The following is a 16,538-nucleotide window of genomic DNA, read 5'->3' as shown; positions in this document are numbered from 1 at the left end:
CACTTTTTACAAAAAAATTATAAATTGCTATTAAATGACTAAATTATCACCATTAAAACACGATATTTTCTACACCTACCTCAGTTTTATTCAAAATTTGAGCTAAGACAAAACTTTGATTGTCCACCTGATAATTTAATGTTTGATTTTCTGTGTCCCAATGTAAAAGCGTATTTGCCTTCACATCATTAGAAAATAACCTGTCGAAATGTTGTGTAATTCCCAATACAGATAAATCTAGCTTATCCTCTTGAGCATCAAAATCTACAATTATATTAAGCTCTTGATTTTTAAAATCATTATTCCCTAATACAAAAACATCCTTACCTTTTCCACCTGAAAGAATATTGTTACCCTCCCCACCGTCTAGCCGGTTATCCCGATCATTCCCTAAAATATGTTCAATCTGAGCAGTCGAACGGCTAGAAAAATTAGTTTGTTCCCCTAATTGATAAACAACCGTTGGCAAACTCTCTCCTTCAGACTTTCCATTTTCTTGTAATTGAGTGTAGGCAACCGTACTCTTAGAATCATAGGGATCTGAATGGAAATAACGCTCAACAACATCAGCAATACCATCATTATCGCTATCTTGAGTATAAGCATTTGGCATATCTTGCCATTTATCGTGACGACTACCGAAAGAAAAATGCTCAACCAATTTATCGGTTTTCTCGTAAAAGCGTATCAACGAATGTGAATCTAGCCAATCTCTTTTTTCAGGTTCAAAACGAACAGCATTTTCGTAAGTCCCAAAGCCATCACCAATTTTATCTTTTACTTCTTTAGCAAGAGAATTGCCTACCCCTGCACCAATAAGCCCACCAGCAGCAATTCCTAAGCCTAAACCTCCAGTAATAAGACCCAGTATACCAAGACTAATGGCTCCGATGACTGCACCTCCTCCAGTTGCTGTACTAACAACACTGCTCGGTACTCCCCCATCAGCCAAAAACTCCCCATTAATCACATAGGAATTGGTTTTATAGTATGGGACATTGCTGGTAACATCATCATTACTGATCTCCTCTTTAACCAAGCGGTCATTATTAATACGAGCCAGATCCAATGCTTCCTCTGATTCTCTAGTCGTTAAAAGCATCAGTGGATTAAAAATCGCACTATGTTTCATTTTTGCCTGTAATTCAGGGCTTTGTTGCATTACATAAGCAGTAAAATACTGAGATAAATAACCACCTAGCGAATGCCCTGTGGCATAAACCGAATCAGACTTTTCTAGTAACTCTCTAATGTTCTCTTCTTTTTCTATCTGTTCTGCCTGCTTCGGTGTAACACCACGTAGGGCTTTTAAATCTGCATACCAATCTTGAAAATTGAGCCATTTACCCTTAGAACCTCTAAAAGAAAATACTAATTGCTCATAGCCACTATTCTCTTTTTTACCTTGACCAAAAATGGCATAATCTAAACCACTCCCTAAAAAATCGCCTTTATGTTCAGCTTCAACAAATTCCCAATTCTTAACAAAATCTCTCCCCTCTTCCTCACTAAAACTCAGATTAAATCCTTCCTTTTTGTCTTCGTTAATTTTATTCCATTCGATTAAATCTTCTTTATCGTTAAAAATGGCTTTAAGTTCTTTTTCATCCATGTAAGAAAGCGTACTAAAAGTACGTAAATCCCGTTCTGATACGTTCCAACGCTGAGGATTCGGATCAAGCACATCAAATAAACCGTCTTTATCACTATCAAGCTGGCTGTTAATTTTAAAGGCTTCAAAATCATATTGATAAGATTTCAAACTGATCGCTTTTTCGGATACATTTTCCTCTGACTGAGCGTCTGATTTTATTTGCTCTGGCTGATTTTGCTCTAGTTGAATTTAATTTTTTTCTTCCGTCTTACTTTCCACACTTGGTTGTGGTTTTAACGATGTAGGAGGTAACATTGCATTTTGCTCTTCAATTGATGAACCTTGTTGCGCCTCATCAGTTTTTTTCTCAACAGATTGCCCTCCACCATTACTTCTACTACCAGACAATAAAGCAATGCCTCCACCAAATGCCGCTAATCCGCCTAAAAAATACCATTTAAATGAAGACTCCCCTTTTTCACTCCCTTCTACAGTTCCTTCCAACTGTTCTTCAGGTAATTTTTCAGATGCAAATTGAGCTTCCGTAGCCTGTATAGATGTGCTTTTTTGTGGGGCAACACTTTCATCAACTAATCCCTCGGTCTGAGTTGGCGGCAAATTTTCTTCAACGGCATTAACGTTTACAATATTTTTCATTTTATTCATATAACCTCCATAAAATAGGTAAAAAATATTGAGAAATGATCACATTCCTCCTCATAAATCGAACAATTTTTGATTATATATTGTTTTTTTTTTGATCAATCCTATATATTCTGCCTAATAAAAATCAATGCTTAACTCAACATAAAATAGAGGATAAATAATGCTTCCAGCAAAAGCAAAAAATCATTTCTTAATGATTTTTCATTCACTAAACGTTAAAATTCAAACAATTTTTATCAAGGAGAATACAATGCATAACAATTTTATCGGCTTAGGCGTGGCGGGTAATTTTGCCGGCCATTTAGAACAAGCGGGTGAGGCAGCAGATTTTTTACAGGTGAAAACGCTAGAGGCTGTGCAGCCCAAAGCGATTTTCCCTTTTTATGTACCAAGTGAAAACTTGGACGAGTATCAATTTCTGTCCACCTATCCCCTTTCCCATTCAGAAATTCGTTTCCCAAATGATGCGGATAATCTACAAATTGAACCTGAAATTGCCTTAATGTGCGAAATTCAATATTCTCTCGGAAAAGTGACCGCACTTTTGCCGACTCATTTTGCCGCTTATAACGACTGCTCCATTCGCCGCCCAAACGCTCGCAAAATTTGCGAGAAAAAGAACTGGGGAGAGAAATCTAAAGGCATTGCGGCAAATTGGTTAGCCTTAGATCATTTCAACACTGGCGGTGTGTTGGACAATTTCCATATCGCCTGCTTCCATAAACGCAATGGCGTAATGAATGAGTACGGCATTGATAGCCCAGCGGTGGGGTATAGCTATTTTCATCAAAAATTATTGGATTGGATTATCGATCGGATGAATAATCAGCTTGATGAAGGTCCGATGAACAATATCGCAGCATTACTTAAAACGGCAAATTATCCGAGACAAGCCATTATCAGCATTGGCGCAACACGTTACACCGACTTTGGCGAACACCATTTCCTGCAAGTTGGCGATACCAGTATTGTAGCGGTGTATAACGCTAAACGCTACTCTCATTCTCAAATCACTGAAATGGCAGAAAAAGAGCAATTTGAGAGTGATATTTCCTCTCTCATACAAAGGGTGATTTAAATCTAACTGCGGTTAAAAACAGCGAAATTTTTAACCGCACTTATTTTCTACGTAGGGAAACTTCGCCACCGTTAAAAGTGCGTAGTTCATTTCCGCATTGTACTTGTAAGCGTCCTCGCTCATCAATACCTTGCTCAATACCGGAAACCACACCCTGCTCAGTAAGAACATTCACCTCTTGGTAAGAAAACGCATTATGTCTCTGCCAGACTTGTCGAAATTCTTCACTAATCCCTTCTTTTTCAAAACGGTTTAAATGCCTATACAGATGTTGAATTAATTTCGGAAATAAAATTTGGCGATCCGCATTCGGATCAATTTCACACAATTGTGTATAAGGTTGGTTAATACCTGTTTTTTCCGGTAACGACACATTGATTCCTACACCAATAACAAGGTTTAAATAACCATTTTTTACATTCGGAATCTCAACTAGAATACCGCCCAGTTTTCGCCCATTAAATAAAATATCATTCGGCCATTTCACTTTCGCACCAAGCGTCTCTGCAATCGCAAGCCCCACGACTAAACTCAACCCTTCAATTGATTTTTTAGGATCGAATGTCCAATAAAAACTAAACATCATTTGACCGGCAAAAGGTGACAGCCATTGACGACCACGCCGCCCACGCCCCGCCGTTTGATATTCCGCAAGACAAAGATCGCCTTTTTGAAGATGAGCAATATTTTGTAAAATCCATTCATTAGTGGAGGATATTACCTGTTCATAATGTACCCGATAGGGCAAAAGAGCGGTTGAAATTTGCAGTAAATTGAGTAAAGGCAACTCCGGTATTAATTGATAGTGTGAGGAATTTTCTTCAATATTTAGCCCCAACTCTCTCAACTGCTGCACATCAAAAGCCACATTTTGCGAAAATGTCGCCAATTCTGACCGCACTTTTGGCGTGCAATCGGACAAACTGGTTAATAATGCCAAATTCATACTTCTTCCCATCACGAAAACGTTTGCAAATCATAGCATAAAATCTAAAAATTTCATTTTCAACACCATATAAAATCTGTATAATCCCGCCGCAATATTTTTTAACATTCATTTTTAACGACGGAAATATTGCTATGCTTAGAATCAAAAAAGAAGCGCTGACATTTGATGATGTTCTTCTTGTCCCGGCACATTCTACCGTGCTTCCAAACACGGCTAATCTTTCAACCCAACTCACTAAAACCATTCGGCTGAATATCCCTATGCTCTCTGCGGCGATGGATACGGTCACCGAAACTAAATTGGCGATTTCCCTTGCACAAGAAGGCGGGATTGGCTTTATTCACAAAAATATGTCCATTGAACGCCAAGCTGATCGTGTGCGTAAGGTGAAAAAATTCGAGAGTGGTATTGTTTCCGAACCGGTTACCGTGTCCCCTACCCTCACCCTTGCAGAACTCGCTGAACTCACGAAGAAAAACGGCTTTGCGGGTTATCCTGTGGTTGATGCGGAGAAAAATCTGGTAGGTATTATCACTGGCCGTGATACCCGTTTCATTTCAGATTTAAGTAAAACGGTAGCGGATTTTATGACGCCAAAAGAGCGATTAGTCACCGTCAAAGAAGGGGCATCCCGTGAAGAAATTTTCCACTTAATGCATGAAAATCGTGTGGAAAAAGTATTGGTGGTAAACGACAATTTCAAATTAAAAGGGATGATTACCCTAAAAGACTACCAAAAAGCCGAAAGTAAGCCGAACGCCTGTAAAGATGAATTCGGACGTTTGCGTGTAGGTGCGGCTGTGGGGGCTGGCCCGGGTAATGAAGAACGTATTGATGCTTTAGTCAAGGCGGGCGTCGATGTATTGTTAATAGACTCTTCACACGGTCATTCCGAAGGTGTGCTACAACGTGTGCGTGAAACCCGTGCCAAATACCCAGATCTTCCTATCATCGCCGGTAATATTGCGACAGCTGAAGGTGCTATTGCTTTGGCTGATGCCGGAGCAAGCGCCGTGAAAGTAGGGATTGGCCCCGGCTCAATCTGTACCACTCGTATCGTCACCGGTGTGGGCGTACCACAAATCACGGCGATTGCCGATGCCGCAGAAGCCTTGAAAGATCGTGGTATTCCGGTCATTGCTGACGGCGGTATCCGTTTCTCCGGTGATATTGCCAAAGCCCTCGCTGCCGGTGCAAGCTGTGTGATGGTGGGGTCAATGTTTGCCGGCACGGAAGAAGCCCCTGGTGAAATTGAGCTTTACCAAGGTCGTGCCTTTAAATCTTATCGTGGTATGGGTTCATTGGGTGCCATGGCGAAAGGCTCATCGGATCGCTATTTCCAATCGGATAACGCCGCCGACAAACTCGTGCCGGAAGGTATTGAAGGACGTATTCCATACAAAGGTTACCTAAAAGAAATTATCCACCAACAAATGGGCGGATTACGTTCTTGTATGGGCTTAACGGGCTGTGCCACCATTGATGAACTTCGTACTAAAGCGGAATTTGTACGAATCAGCGGTGCAGGTATTAAAGAAAGCCACGTTCACGATGTGACGATTACTAAAGAAGCCCCGAATTATCGAATGGGGTAAGCTGTAAAGTGGGCTTTAGCCCACTTTTGTTGTTTAAAGTGCGGTCATTTTTCACAAAGTTTTTCAAAATTTGAACGTTTATACTGAATAAGGAAGCCCTATGCTCCAAGCAATTATCTTTGATATGGATGGTGTGATTGTCGATACTGAATTTTTAGAATACGGCTTACAAACACAGTTTATTGAATCCATCAAAGAACACGACCGCACTTTAACTCCACTCGAATATTCAGAATTGGTAGGAAAAGGGTTGTCTGACATTCCTGAAATTGTAAAAAAATTAAGTGGTTCTTCATTACCATTAGAAGAAATCAAACAACGCTATTTTGATTTTTTCAATCAACTTTTTTCAAAAGTGGATTATCCTTCAATTTTCCGTTCTGATATTCAAAAAATTATTGATTTTGCCAAACAACACCATATTAAACTGGCAGTAGCCTCCTCTTCTCGCCTTGAACATATTCAGACTATTTTGACGAAATGTGGTATCATTCAACACTTTGATTTTATTGTCAGTGGCGAACAATTTGAACGTAGCAAGCCTGATCCGACAATTTATCGCTACACCCTCAAAAAATTAGATGTGCAAGCAAAAAATGCCGTAGCGATTGAGGATTCATTTTTCGGCATTCAAGCGGCAAAATCTGCCGGTATTCCTGTGATTGCCTACGAAGAAAAACGAATACTTATTGACCAATCCGAAGCCGATTATTGTGGCAAGGATATGATCGAAATTTCAACCATTATTCAAAAATTACATCATTCATCTTATTAAGGTAAAAAATGACAAACATTCACCATCATAAAATCCTCATCCTCGACTTTGGTTCACAATATACCCAGCTGATCGCACGTCGTGTGCGTGAAATTGGGGTGTACTGCGAACTTTGGGCGTGGGATGTCACGGAAGAACAAATTCGTGAATTTAATCCAACGGGGATTATTCTTTCCGGCGGACCTGAAAGCACCACAGAGGAAAACAGCCCACGTGCGCCGGAATATATTTTTAATGCCGGTGTTCCCGTGCTGGGTATTTGTTACGGTATGCAAACGATGGCAATGCAATTAGGCGGTTTAACGGAAACCTCCGATCACCGTGAGTTTGGTTATGCCTCTGTTTCATTGGAAAATTCGACCGCACTTTTTGCCAATCTCAACGATGGCGATAACAAGTTAGATGTTTGGATGAGCCACGGCGATAAAGTGACTCGTTTGCCTACTAACTTCAATGTAACCGGTACAACACCAACTTGTCCAATCGCCGCCATGTCTGATGAAAGCCGCCATTTCTATGGTGTGCAATTCCACCCTGAAGTTACCCACACCAAAAGTGGTTTAGAATTATTAACGAATTTTGTGGTGAACATTTGTGGTTGTGAGACCAAGTGGACGGCTGAAAATATTATTGAAGATGCGGTCGCCCGTATTAAAAACCAAGTGGGCGATGATGAGGTGATTTTAGGCTTATCAGGTGGCGTAGATTCCTCTGTTGTCGCCTTATTATTGCACCGTGCAATCGGCAAAAACTTACACTGCGTCTTCGTGGATAACGGCTTATTACGCTTAAACGAAGGCGATCAAGTGATGGAAATGTTCGGTAATAAATTCGGCTTAAATATTACTCGAGTGAATGCAGAAGATCGTTTCCTAAGCGAACTCGCCAGCGTGGACGAACCGGAAGCGAAGCGTAAAATCATCGGTAAAGTCTTCGTCGATGTGTTTGATGATGAATCGAAAAAATTGCCAAATGTAAAATGGTTGGCACAAGGTACGATTTATCCTGATGTCATTGAATCTGCCGCCAGCAAAACAGGCAAAGCCCATGTGATCAAATCACACCATAATGTGGGTGGTTTGCCGGATTATATGAAACTTGGCTTGGTCGAACCATTGCGTGAACTTTTCAAAGATGAAGTGCGTAAAATCGGTTTAGCGCTCGGTTTACCTGCAGAAATGCTCAATCGCCATCCATTCCCGGGACCGGGGTTAGGGGTGCGTGTGTTAGGTGAGGTGAAAAAAGAATACTGCGATCTCCTCCGCCGTGCCGATGCGATTTTTATTGAAGAATTACACAAAGCAGATTGGTATTACAAAGTCAGCCAAGCCTTCACCGTGTTCCTTCCGGTGAAATCCGTCGGCGTAATGGGGGACGGTCGTAAATATGACTGGGTTGTTTCTCTCCGAGCCGTTGAAACCATCGACTTTATGACCGCTCATTGGGCGCATTTACCATACGAGTTATTAGGCAAAATCTCCAACCGGATTATCAATGAAGTGAATGGTATCTCTCGTGTCGTCTATGATGTAAGCGGAAAGCCACCTGCAACAATTGAATGGGAATAACAAAAAAGTGCGGTTATACCGCACTTTTTTAATACCTTTACAAAATTTTGTGATAGGTATCAACCTTAATTTCCACAATCCGGCTAATAATCTTTCCATCAGTCATTTTCGTGGTGATCAATTCTTCTTGAGCGACATCTTTCACACTTGTGATCGCTTTTCCTTGAGTGTTTTGAGCAATGGAATAACCACGAGCCAACACTTTCAATGGGCTTAATCCGTCAAGTTTTCCACATAATGTTGCCAATTTATTTTGGTTTTCCGCCACTTGGCGATTTATACGAAAATTTAACCGCACTTGAAGTTGTTCTAAATGCTGTTGATGGCGTTGCACTCGATAAGGCAATGGGTTTTGCTGTATGCGTACCGAAAGCGCGGTCAATTTTTGCTGTGTTTTTTCAACCTGACGTTTCATCGCAAATTGTAAACGTTGGACAAGTTGCTCATTTTTTGCCTGTTGAACACGCAGTTGATTCTGCGGATGTTGATTTTGTAAACGCAATGTTAGTTGCTTTAAATGCTGGCTTTTTTCTGTTAATAATCGGTCAAGCGCGATATCTAAACGCTGTTGCTGATGGCGGAGTTGTTGCAGTAACTCCCCTTGATTTCGGCTGACCAATTCTGCCGCCGCCGAGGGAGTCGGCGCACGAAGATCAGCAACAAAATCGGCAATAGTGACATCCGTTTCATGACCTACGGCACTGATAATCGGTAACGTGGAGCGAAAAATCGCACGTGCAACAGATTCCTCATTAAAACACCAAAGATCTTCTAACGAACCGCCGCCCCGCCCGACAATCAGCACGTCCACTTCTCGCCGTACATTTGCCAGTTCGATCATCTGCACAATCTCAGCCGTTGCCTCTTTGCCTTGCACGGCTGTGGGATAAATCACTACCTTCAAACTCGGATCACGACGAGCCAAAATGTGCAAAATATCTTGTAATGCTGCGCCGGTAGAGGAAGTGATAATCCCTACGGCTTTACTAAAGTGCGGTAAATTTTTCTTGAGATTTTGAGCAAAGAGTCCTTCTGCCGCCAATTTCATTTTCAGGGCTTCAAATTGCTGTTGTAACAAGCCTTCACCCGCAGAATGCATGGATTCAATGATGAGTTGGTAATCCCCCCGTGGCTCGTATAAACTCACATTAGCACGCACCAAGACTTGCATACCGTTTTGCGGACGAAACGCTACACGCAAATTTTTCATACGAAACATCGCACAACGCACCTGTGCATTTTCATCTTTTAAGGTGAGATACCAATGCCCCGATACCGGTTGGGTAAAATTAGAAATTTCCCCCGTCAGCCAAATTTGTGAAAAATTGTTTTCCAACATTTGGCGTGCCGCATTATTGAGTTGGGATACGGAATAAATATTATCAGACATATTCATCGAGCAACACCCAGCCATCGTCCAGCCAGTTACAAATTGAATCTAACAATAATTCCATCGTCGTTTCCGGATCTTCCGTTTCATTCGTTAAATCCGTTAAAAACGCCCAATCTAAGTATTCACCGTCCGCTAAGCGTTTCAAAACTTCCGTTTCCACCAAGTTTAACTCATCCAACCATTCGCCATTGGCATAAATGCGAAGGGGATTTTCCGTGTAGAGCAACTTGCAATTATTATCCTGACAAAGTAACGCCCCCTGTTCTAAATCGGCACGTACCTCTTCAGGATCACTCATTTCTTCAGAAACCAACAGTTCATAACGGCGTGAACTCACCGCACTCGCCACTGCCTGTTTGAATAACTTATCAAAGGCTTCTGAATGGGCTAGTTTATCCAGTAGTTGTTGTTTCATCACCTGAATATTTTCGTCGGCAAGCTTACCGCTACGCTGTACCGATTGCGTTAAGCGAAGCGGTAAATCAAATTCGCTTAAATTCAAATCCGGATCTTGATGGCAAAAACCTTTACTAATGCCATCAATTAAATGGGTCAAATTCGGATAACGCAAGCCGAAAGAAAAAGTCAAACAATCTTCCTCCGCCACACCATAATGTGCCATACGGGCGGGAATATAAAGAATATCACCCGGATTCATAACCTCATCAATCACCAACTCTCCCATATCGTCAAAAATACGAATCGGCTGATTCGGTTTAAATTCGGTACTCGGATCACACCATTTTCCCAACTGCCAACGGCGGCGGCCATAGCCTTGCACTAAAAACACATCATATTCATCATAATGTTTGCCCACCGAGCCGCCTTTCGGCGCATAAGACACCATAATGTCATCACGTTGCCATTGGGGAATAAAACCAAATTTGTTCCAAAGTTGTCCTAATTCCGGCGACCATTGTTCCATATTTTGCACCAGCACCGACCATTTCTGTGGCAAATGTTTAAAATCCTGTTCCGTTAAAGGGCTAAAAAACACTTTCCAATCATCATCCGAAAAGGTTTTAATTAAACGTGCCGTGACATCTTCATTTTGCGCCAATTCGATAATATCTTGCGGTTCAAACTGCCCCACAATTTCGGGCAAACCGTTGCGGATAATGAGTGGCTTTTTCTGCCAATAATCCCGCAAGAAAATTTCAGGGGTAATATGCTCGGGTAAGCAAAAATCGGCTTGGGAAAGTGCGGTCATTTTTGGACTCCTTTTTCTTTATTGGCTTGAGCGGCTTGTTCTGCAGCCCGTTTACGGCGGATTTCTTTCGGATCAGCCAGTAAGGGACGATAAATTTCAACACGATCACCCTCTTTCAATATATCGGTTAATTTTGTCGGACGACTGAAAATGCCCACTTTATTCTCACGTAAATCAATGTCGGTAAATTGTTGCAGAATACCAGATTGCAAAATGGCAGTTTGTACCATTGTGCCCTCCTCCACTTGAAAAGATTTTAAATAATAGCGTTCCGGCAAGGCATAGGCGATTTCAATATTGATCTGATTCATTATGCTTTCTTTATACAAAAAATTTTGGCTATTATAGCGGAAAAGTGCGGTCAATTTTAACGATAAAATAAGGAAATATATTAATTTTGGCGGGCGTGCTTGTTCTTGCGTTATAGATTGAGAATTTACCTGCATTTCGCTACAATACGCCACTATTTTTAACATCATTATGCAATATGTCTGAAATTAAACTCATTGTTGGACTTGGTAACCCTGGCGATAAATATGCCGAGACACGGCATAATGCCGGTGAATGGTTGGTAGAACGTTTAGCGTATCGTTTCAATGTTACGCTTAACCCCGACAATAAATTCTTCGGTAAAACCGCCCGCACGTTGGTGAATGGAAAAGAAGTCCGCCTGCTTGTGCCGACCACCTTTATGAACTTAAGCGGTAAATCCGTAGGCGCACTGGCGGGATTTTATCGAATCAAACCGGAAGAAATTCTTGTGATTCATGACGAGTTGGATTTATCACCCGGCACGGCAAAACTCAAACAAGGCGGCGGACACGGCGGACATAACGGCTTAAAAGATATTGTGGCGCAGTTAGGAAATAGTAACAATTTTTACCGTTTACGCCTTGGCATTGGACATCCAGGACATCGTGATTTGGTAGCCTCTTATGTGCTAAGTAAACCGTCTCCGACAGAGCGTAATGTGCTTGAAAAAGCCTTGGACGAGGCAACAGATTGCGTAGAGATGATTTTTAAAGACGGCATAGTAAAGGCGATTAATCGCTTAAACAGTTTTAAAATTTAAAAGTGCGGTCATTTTCGCAACTTTTTTGACTCAATATAAGGAAAAAATATGGGATTTAAATGTGGTATCGTGGGCTTACCAAACGTAGGGAAATCCACCCTTTTTAATGCGCTCACTAAAGCAGGTATTGAAGCGGCGAATTATCCGTTCTGTACAATTGAACCAAACACCGGCGTTGTCCCAATGCCGGACCCCCGCCTTGATGCTCTTGCAGAAATCGTCAAGCCGGAGCGTGTCCTTCCAACCACCATGGAATTTGTGGATATCGCTGGTTTAGTGGCAGGTGCAAGTAAAGGCGAAGGCTTGGGTAATAAATTCTTAGCAAACATTCGTGAAACCGATGCGATTGGTCATGTTGTTCGCTGTTTTGAAAATGACGATATTGTTCACGTGGCGGGGAAAATCGATCCGTTAAACGATATTGAAACCATCAATACCGAACTTGCCCTTGCTGATTTAGATAGTTGCGAGCGAGCCATTCAACGCTTACAAAAACGTGCCAAAGGCGGTGATAAAGAAGCGAAATTTGAGCTTTCAGTGATGGAAAAAATCCTTCCCATCCTTTCTGAAGCGGGGATGATCCGCTCCGTTCCTCTCGATAAAGAAGAGTTACTTGCGATTAAAAGCTATAACTTCCTCACTCTAAAACCGACGATGTATATCGCCAACGTTAATGAAGACGGTTTTGAAAACAACCCGTATCTTGACAAAGTTCGTGAGTTTGCCGAAAAAGAAGGCTCGGTAGTTGTGCCGGTATGTGCCGCCATTGAAGCGGAAATTGCGGAATTGGAAGAGGAAGAAAAAACAGAGTTTTTACAAGATTTAGGTATTGAAGAACCCGGCTTGAACCGTGTGATTCGTGCAGGATACGCCTTATTAAATCTTCAAACCTACTTCACCGCCGGTGTAAAAGAAGTGCGTGCGTGGACGGTTTCCGTAGGCGCAACCGCACCAAAAGCCGCTGCCGTTATTCACACGGATTTCGAGAAAGGTTTTATTCGTGCCGAAGTCATCGCCTATGAAGATTTTATTCAATACAAAGGTGAAAACGGTGCGAAAGAAGCCGGTAAATGGCGTTTAGAAGGGAAAGATTACATCGTGCAAGACGGCGATGTGATGCACTTCCGTTTCAATGTATAAATCTAATTCAACACGACCGCACTTTTAAAGTGCGGTCTTTTTTAGAAAAATTTGGGGAACTTTATGTCTATTAAATATCGTCCAGAAATTGATGGTTTACGTGCAATTGCAGTCATTTCAGTCATCATTTTCCATTTAAATGAAACTTGGCTTCCTGGTGGCTTTCTTGGAGTAGATATTTTCTTTGTAATTTCAGGTTTCTTAATTACTGGAATTATTATCACTGAAATAGAAGAAAATCGTTTTACTTTCCAAAATTTTTATAATAGGAGAATTAAACGGATTTACCCTGCCTTTATTACCGTTATGGCACTGATTTCTTTTATTGCTTCCGCTATTTTCATTTATAATGATTTCAATCAATTAAGAAAAACTATTGAATTAGCTACATTATTTTCATCTAATTTCTATCTTGGATTCACACAAGGTTACTTTGATTTAAATGCCAATGAAAATCCTGTATTACATATTTGGTCATTAGCTGTTGAAGAACAATACTATTTAATTTTTCCACTATTACTTATTTTTTCTTATAAAAAATCCAGAAAAATAAAAAACTTACTTTACATCACATTACTATTTTTTATAACATTAATTTTAACATCCTTTATCCCTATTAATTTCTACAAAGACGTTTTAAACCAACCCAATATCTACTATCTATCAAACCTACGTTTTCCTGAATTATTAATTGGCTCACTCTTAGCAATTTTTAATAAATTAACAAATCAGCAAATCAGCAAATCAGCAAGCAATATTATTGCCATTTCAAGCACAATTTTATTAATTTTTTGCTTGTTTTTTATACACAAAAATATGAACTTTATTCCTGGTATAACATTAATTCTTCCTTGTATACTATCTGCGCTGATTATTTATAGCACAACAAAACAAAATCTGATAAAAAGCTTTTTATCAAATAAGGCTATTGTTTTTATTGGAAAAATATCTTATTCGCTATACCTATATCATTGGGTATTTATCACCTTTACTTATTACATTACAGGAGAAAAGGTATTAACTAATTATCAAATATTAGGGATTTTAATAGTTACCGTTATCTTTTCTATCCTAAGCTATTACATTATTGAGCAGCCAATTAGAAAATCTAAGCTCACCTTTAAAAAAGTATTTTTCTATTTATATCTTATTCCTTCAGCTACACTAATCGGATATAACATTTATGCGAAAGGAAAATTAAAACAGGAAAAAGAGTATATTGAACAAAATACTCAAGATTTTATAAGTATGAATAATTTACCTCCAAAAATTATAACTATAGGTGATTCCCATGCAGAACATCTTGAATATTTTCTTGATTATGTCGGCCAAAAAGAGGGATGGAAATCAGAGATTTTGAATTTAGGACCTAAATGTCAAGTAATGGTTAATGACGCTTCTCATGTTATACCTGAATGCCAATCCCAATGGGATAAGGTAGAAAAATATGACATCGTATTTATTTCTGGGTTTTATGATTTGAGAATGGGAGGACAACCTGTACCAAGATTTGAAACAGATTCCTATATTATTCCTAATTTTCAATCTAGATTTAAAGCAATGGTGAAAAAACTTGCAGAATCCAAACCCGTTTATGTTTTTGCAAATAACAGTTCTATTACCCGTTCTCCTATTCGTGGTCACTTATTGGAAAAATATGGTCTTGAAAAATATTTACAACCGGTTCGTAGAATGGGCAATATTGATACGAGTAATGAAATCATTCATGATTTAATTAAAAACATTCCAAATGTTTATTGGATTGACGCTCAGCAATACTTACCAAAAGATAGTGTTATATCTGAAGGAAGGTATCTCTATGGCGATCAAGATCACTTAACAAATTTTGGCTCTTACTATATGGGACGAGAATTTAATAAATACCAAAGAATTCTCTCAGAAGAACAAGTACAAAACTTATATAAATAACCCTCTAATTATCCGAGAATAGCACTATGTCAAACATCATCATTCTAGACGGCGGTATGGGGCGTGAATTAGCACGCCGTAAAGCACCTTTTAAACAGCCCGAATGGTCGGCACTTGCCCTGTATCAACAGCCAATCGCCGTTCAATCTGTGCATGAGGATTTTATCAAAAGTGGCGCCCAGGTGATAACCACTAACAGTTATGCTGTTGTGCCTTTTCATATTGGGGAACAACGTTTTCAGGCTGATGGAAAAATGTTAGCGGATCTTGCCGGGCGTTTAGCTAAAAGTGCGGTTGAAAATTCGGGTGTTTCACCTATCAAAATTGCTGGCTCTATTCCGCCGTTATTCGGTTCTTACCGTTTTGATTTATATCAGCCGAACCGCGTACAAGAAGTTGCACAACCGATCATTGACGGGCTTTCGCCTTATGTGGATTTTTGGCTGTGCGAAACCCAAAGTTCCGCTACCGAACCCCAAGCGATCAAACCTTTATTACCTAAAGATACACGCCCGTTTTGGGTTTCTTTTACCTTACAGGATGATGAACCCACTGATGTCCCTCGCCTACGTTCCGGTGAAACAGTGCAAAGTGCGGTCGAAAAAATGATCGAATTAGGCGTGGCGACAATTTTGTTCAACTGTTGCCAACCTGAAGTCATTCAACAGGCTTTGCTCGTCACACAGGAAACATTGAAAACCCGTCATGCAACAAACATTCGTATTGGCGCTTACGCCAATGCCTTTCCTCCCCAACCCAAAGATGCGACGGCAAATGAGGGGCTTGATGAAATCCGAGCGGATCTCAACCCGCAACAATATCTAGTGTGGGCGGAAAAATGGGTTGAAAGCGGTGCGACCATTATTGGCGGCTGTTGCGGAATTGGGCCGGAGCATATTAAGACGTTAGCAGAAAAATTTGGTTAGGCGATCAATCACATATCCTCTCCATCAATGAACAGAAACGAGATAAATTATGCAAACGATCAATCAAATCAAAACAGCGATTATCAATGATCCTCAAAATCAAGATTTCACCGTTCGCCATATTGAACCACTTTTTGCCGCCCCTAGCACTGCTCGTATTAACATTGTCGGTCAGGCTCCCGGTGTAAAAGCAGAGCAAACCCGTCTTTATTGGAACGATAAAAGTGGCGATCGCCTGCGTGAATGGCTAGGTGTTGATCGTGATATGTTTTATCATTCGGGGGTGTTTGCGGTAATCCCTATGGATTTTTATTATCCGGGCAAAGGTAAATCAGGCGATTTACCACCACGCAAAGGTTTTGCGGAAAAATGGCATCCTCAAATTTTAGCCACTTTACCAAATATTCAGCTCACACTCTTAATCGGGCAATATGCGCAAAAATACTATTTACCGCAAAATACCTTAAACGTGACGGAAACAGTAAAAAACTATCGTGAATTTCTACCGCACTTTTTTCCTTTAGTTCACCCATCACCACGCAATCAACTTTGGTTACAAAAAAATCTATGGTTTGAACAAGCTGTGATTCCAACATTACAACAATATGTGAAAACCATTCTATCCCTTTAATTTTTATCATTT

15 protein-coding genes are annotated in these 16,538 nt (G+C 40.4%); 9 read left to right on the top strand and 6 right to left on the bottom strand.

The window, feature by feature from the left end; translation table 11 throughout:
- Positions 1-52: 52 nt before the first annotated feature.
- Together BKK54_RS11870 and BKK54_RS00655 are read right to left on the bottom strand one after the other, a co-directional pair.
- Positions 53-1,762, bottom strand: a complete 1,710-nt coding sequence (locus BKK54_RS11870) for a M10 family metallopeptidase C-terminal domain-containing protein (RefSeq protein ID WP_077540519.1) — start codon at positions 1,760-1,762, stop codon at positions 53-55.
- A gap of 81 nt (positions 1,763-1,843) precedes the next feature.
- On the bottom strand, positions 1,844-2,260 hold the full coding sequence (locus BKK54_RS00655) for a hypothetical protein (RefSeq protein WP_077540517.1): 417 nt from the start codon (positions 2,258-2,260) through the stop codon (positions 1,844-1,846).
- A gap of 250 nt (positions 2,261-2,510) precedes the next feature.
- Here BKK54_RS00655 and BKK54_RS00650 point away from each other — a divergent pair, with 250 nt between their 5' ends.
- Positions 2,511-3,338, top strand: a complete 828-nt coding sequence (locus BKK54_RS00650; protein ID WP_077540536.1) for a DUF5718 family protein — start codon at positions 2,511-2,513, stop codon at positions 3,336-3,338.
- A gap of 40 nt (positions 3,339-3,378) precedes the next feature.
- Here the strand turns inward: BKK54_RS00650 and birA are convergent, their stop codons facing one another.
- Positions 3,379-4,284 carry a bifunctional biotin--[acetyl-CoA-carboxylase] ligase/biotin operon repressor BirA gene (gene birA / locus BKK54_RS00645; RefSeq protein WP_077540515.1) on the bottom strand — a complete coding sequence of 302 codons (906 nt, stop codon included), beginning with the start codon at positions 4,282-4,284 and terminating at the stop codon, positions 3,379-3,381.
- A gap of 134 nt (positions 4,285-4,418) precedes the next feature.
- Between birA and guaB the strand changes: the two genes are divergently transcribed.
- The 3 genes from guaB to guaA all read left to right on the top strand — a co-directional run bounded on the left by guaB (position 4,419) and on the right by guaA (position 8,225).
- Positions 4,419-5,882, top strand: coding sequence for an IMP dehydrogenase (guaB, locus tag BKK54_RS00640; RefSeq protein ID WP_077540513.1), 1,464 nt, complete (start codon positions 4,419-4,421; stop codon positions 5,880-5,882).
- A 100-nt stretch (positions 5,883-5,982) separates the two neighbouring features.
- A complete protein-coding gene (locus BKK54_RS00635) occupies positions 5,983-6,657 on the top strand; it encodes an HAD family hydrolase (protein ID WP_077540512.1) in 675 nt (224 codons plus the stop codon).
- Between the two features lie 8 nt (positions 6,658-6,665).
- Positions 6,666-8,225 carry a glutamine-hydrolyzing GMP synthase gene (guaA, locus tag BKK54_RS00630; protein WP_077540510.1) on the top strand — a complete coding sequence of 520 codons (1,560 nt, stop codon included), beginning with the start codon at positions 6,666-6,668 and terminating at the stop codon, positions 8,223-8,225.
- 37 nt (positions 8,226-8,262) lie between these two features.
- On the opposite strand, the gene xseA is transcribed toward guaA, so the two are convergent.
- Genes xseA through BKK54_RS00615 form a run of 3 tightly spaced genes read right to left on the bottom strand, consistent with a single transcriptional unit; the run spans position 8,263 to position 11,139 of the window.
- Complete coding sequence (xseA, locus tag BKK54_RS00625; RefSeq protein WP_077540532.1) at positions 8,263-9,615, bottom strand: exodeoxyribonuclease VII large subunit; 1,353 nt, start codon at positions 9,613-9,615, stop codon at positions 8,263-8,265.
- Positions 9,608-10,828, bottom strand: coding sequence for a cupin domain-containing protein (locus BKK54_RS00620; protein WP_077540508.1), 1,221 nt, complete (start codon positions 10,826-10,828; stop codon positions 9,608-9,610). The genes xseA and BKK54_RS00620 overlap by 8 nt, the downstream gene beginning before the upstream one ends.
- Complete coding sequence (locus tag BKK54_RS00615) at positions 10,825-11,139, bottom strand: RnfH family protein (RefSeq protein WP_077540534.1); 315 nt, start codon at positions 11,137-11,139, stop codon at positions 10,825-10,827. Before BKK54_RS00615 ends, BKK54_RS00620 begins: the two co-directional genes overlap by 4 nt.
- A gap of 176 nt (positions 11,140-11,315) precedes the next feature.
- Here BKK54_RS00615 and pth point away from each other — a divergent pair, with 176 nt between their 5' ends.
- The 5 genes from pth to BKK54_RS00590 all read left to right on the top strand — a co-directional run bounded on the left by pth (position 11,316) and on the right by BKK54_RS00590 (position 16,526).
- A complete protein-coding gene (gene pth, locus BKK54_RS00610) occupies positions 11,316-11,900 on the top strand; it encodes an aminoacyl-tRNA hydrolase (RefSeq protein ID WP_077540506.1) in 585 nt (194 codons plus the stop codon).
- A 48-nt stretch (positions 11,901-11,948) separates the two neighbouring features.
- A complete protein-coding gene (ychF, locus tag BKK54_RS00605; protein ID WP_077540504.1) occupies positions 11,949-13,040 on the top strand; it encodes a redox-regulated ATPase YchF in 1,092 nt (363 codons plus the stop codon).
- Positions 13,041-13,103: 63 nt separating this feature from the next.
- Entirely contained in the window at positions 13,104-14,969 is a 1,866-nt protein-coding gene (locus BKK54_RS00600) for an acyltransferase family protein (protein WP_077540502.1), read from the top strand.
- Between the two features lie 26 nt (positions 14,970-14,995).
- Positions 14,996-15,895: a homocysteine S-methyltransferase family protein gene (locus tag BKK54_RS00595; protein WP_077540500.1), complete on the top strand. Its 900-nt coding sequence runs from the start codon at positions 14,996-14,998 to the stop codon at positions 15,893-15,895.
- 49 nt (positions 15,896-15,944) lie between these two features.
- Positions 15,945-16,526 (top strand): uracil-DNA glycosylase family protein, encoded by a 582-nt coding sequence (locus tag BKK54_RS00590; protein WP_077540498.1) that lies wholly within the window; start codon positions 15,945-15,947, stop codon positions 16,524-16,526.
- The last annotated feature ends 12 nt before the right edge of the window (positions 16,527-16,538 follow it).

Source organism: Rodentibacter genomosp. 1, from assembly GCF_001999285.1.
Taxonomy (GTDB): domain Bacteria; phylum Pseudomonadota; class Gammaproteobacteria; order Enterobacterales; family Pasteurellaceae; genus Rodentibacter.
Note: the sequence above shows the minus strand (reverse complement) of the source record. Positions and strands in the feature narration are given on the sequence as shown.

What these genes read in the sequence shown, in the direction of transcription:
- birA (WP_077540515.1), bottom strand. Translation starts at nt 4,284, where the DNA reads ATGAATTTGGCATTATTAACCAGTTTGTCCGATTGCACGCCAAAAGTG.
- BKK54_RS00595 (WP_077540500.1), top strand. Translation starts at nt 14,996, where the DNA reads ATGTCAAACATCATCATTCTAGACGGCGGTATGGGGCGTGAATTAGCA.
- pth (WP_077540506.1), top strand. Translation starts at nt 11,316, where the DNA reads ATGTCTGAAATTAAACTCATTGTTGGACTTGGTAACCCTGGCGATAAA.
- ychF (WP_077540504.1), top strand. Translation starts at nt 11,949, where the DNA reads ATGGGATTTAAATGTGGTATCGTGGGCTTACCAAACGTAGGGAAATCC.
- guaB (WP_077540513.1), top strand. Translation starts at nt 4,419, where the DNA reads ATGCTTAGAATCAAAAAAGAAGCGCTGACATTTGATGATGTTCTTCTT.
- BKK54_RS00650 (WP_077540536.1), top strand. Translation starts at nt 2,511, where the DNA reads ATGCATAACAATTTTATCGGCTTAGGCGTGGCGGGTAATTTTGCCGGC.
- BKK54_RS00590 (WP_077540498.1), top strand. Translation starts at nt 15,945, where the DNA reads ATGCAAACGATCAATCAAATCAAAACAGCGATTATCAATGATCCTCAA.
- BKK54_RS00615 (WP_077540534.1), bottom strand. Translation starts at nt 11,139, where the DNA reads ATGAATCAGATCAATATTGAAATCGCCTATGCCTTGCCGGAACGCTAT.
- BKK54_RS00655 (WP_077540517.1), bottom strand. Translation starts at nt 2,260, where the DNA reads ATGAATAAAATGAAAAATATTGTAAACGTTAATGCCGTTGAAGAAAAT.
- BKK54_RS00620 (WP_077540508.1), bottom strand. Translation starts at nt 10,828, where the DNA reads ATGACCGCACTTTCCCAAGCCGATTTTTGCTTACCCGAGCATATTACC.
- xseA (WP_077540532.1), bottom strand. Translation starts at nt 9,615, where the DNA reads ATGTCTGATAATATTTATTCCGTATCCCAACTCAATAATGCGGCACGC.
- BKK54_RS00600 (WP_077540502.1), top strand. Translation starts at nt 13,104, where the DNA reads ATGTCTATTAAATATCGTCCAGAAATTGATGGTTTACGTGCAATTGCA.
- guaA (WP_077540510.1), top strand. Translation starts at nt 6,666, where the DNA reads ATGACAAACATTCACCATCATAAAATCCTCATCCTCGACTTTGGTTCA.
- BKK54_RS00635 (WP_077540512.1), top strand. Translation starts at nt 5,983, where the DNA reads ATGCTCCAAGCAATTATCTTTGATATGGATGGTGTGATTGTCGATACT.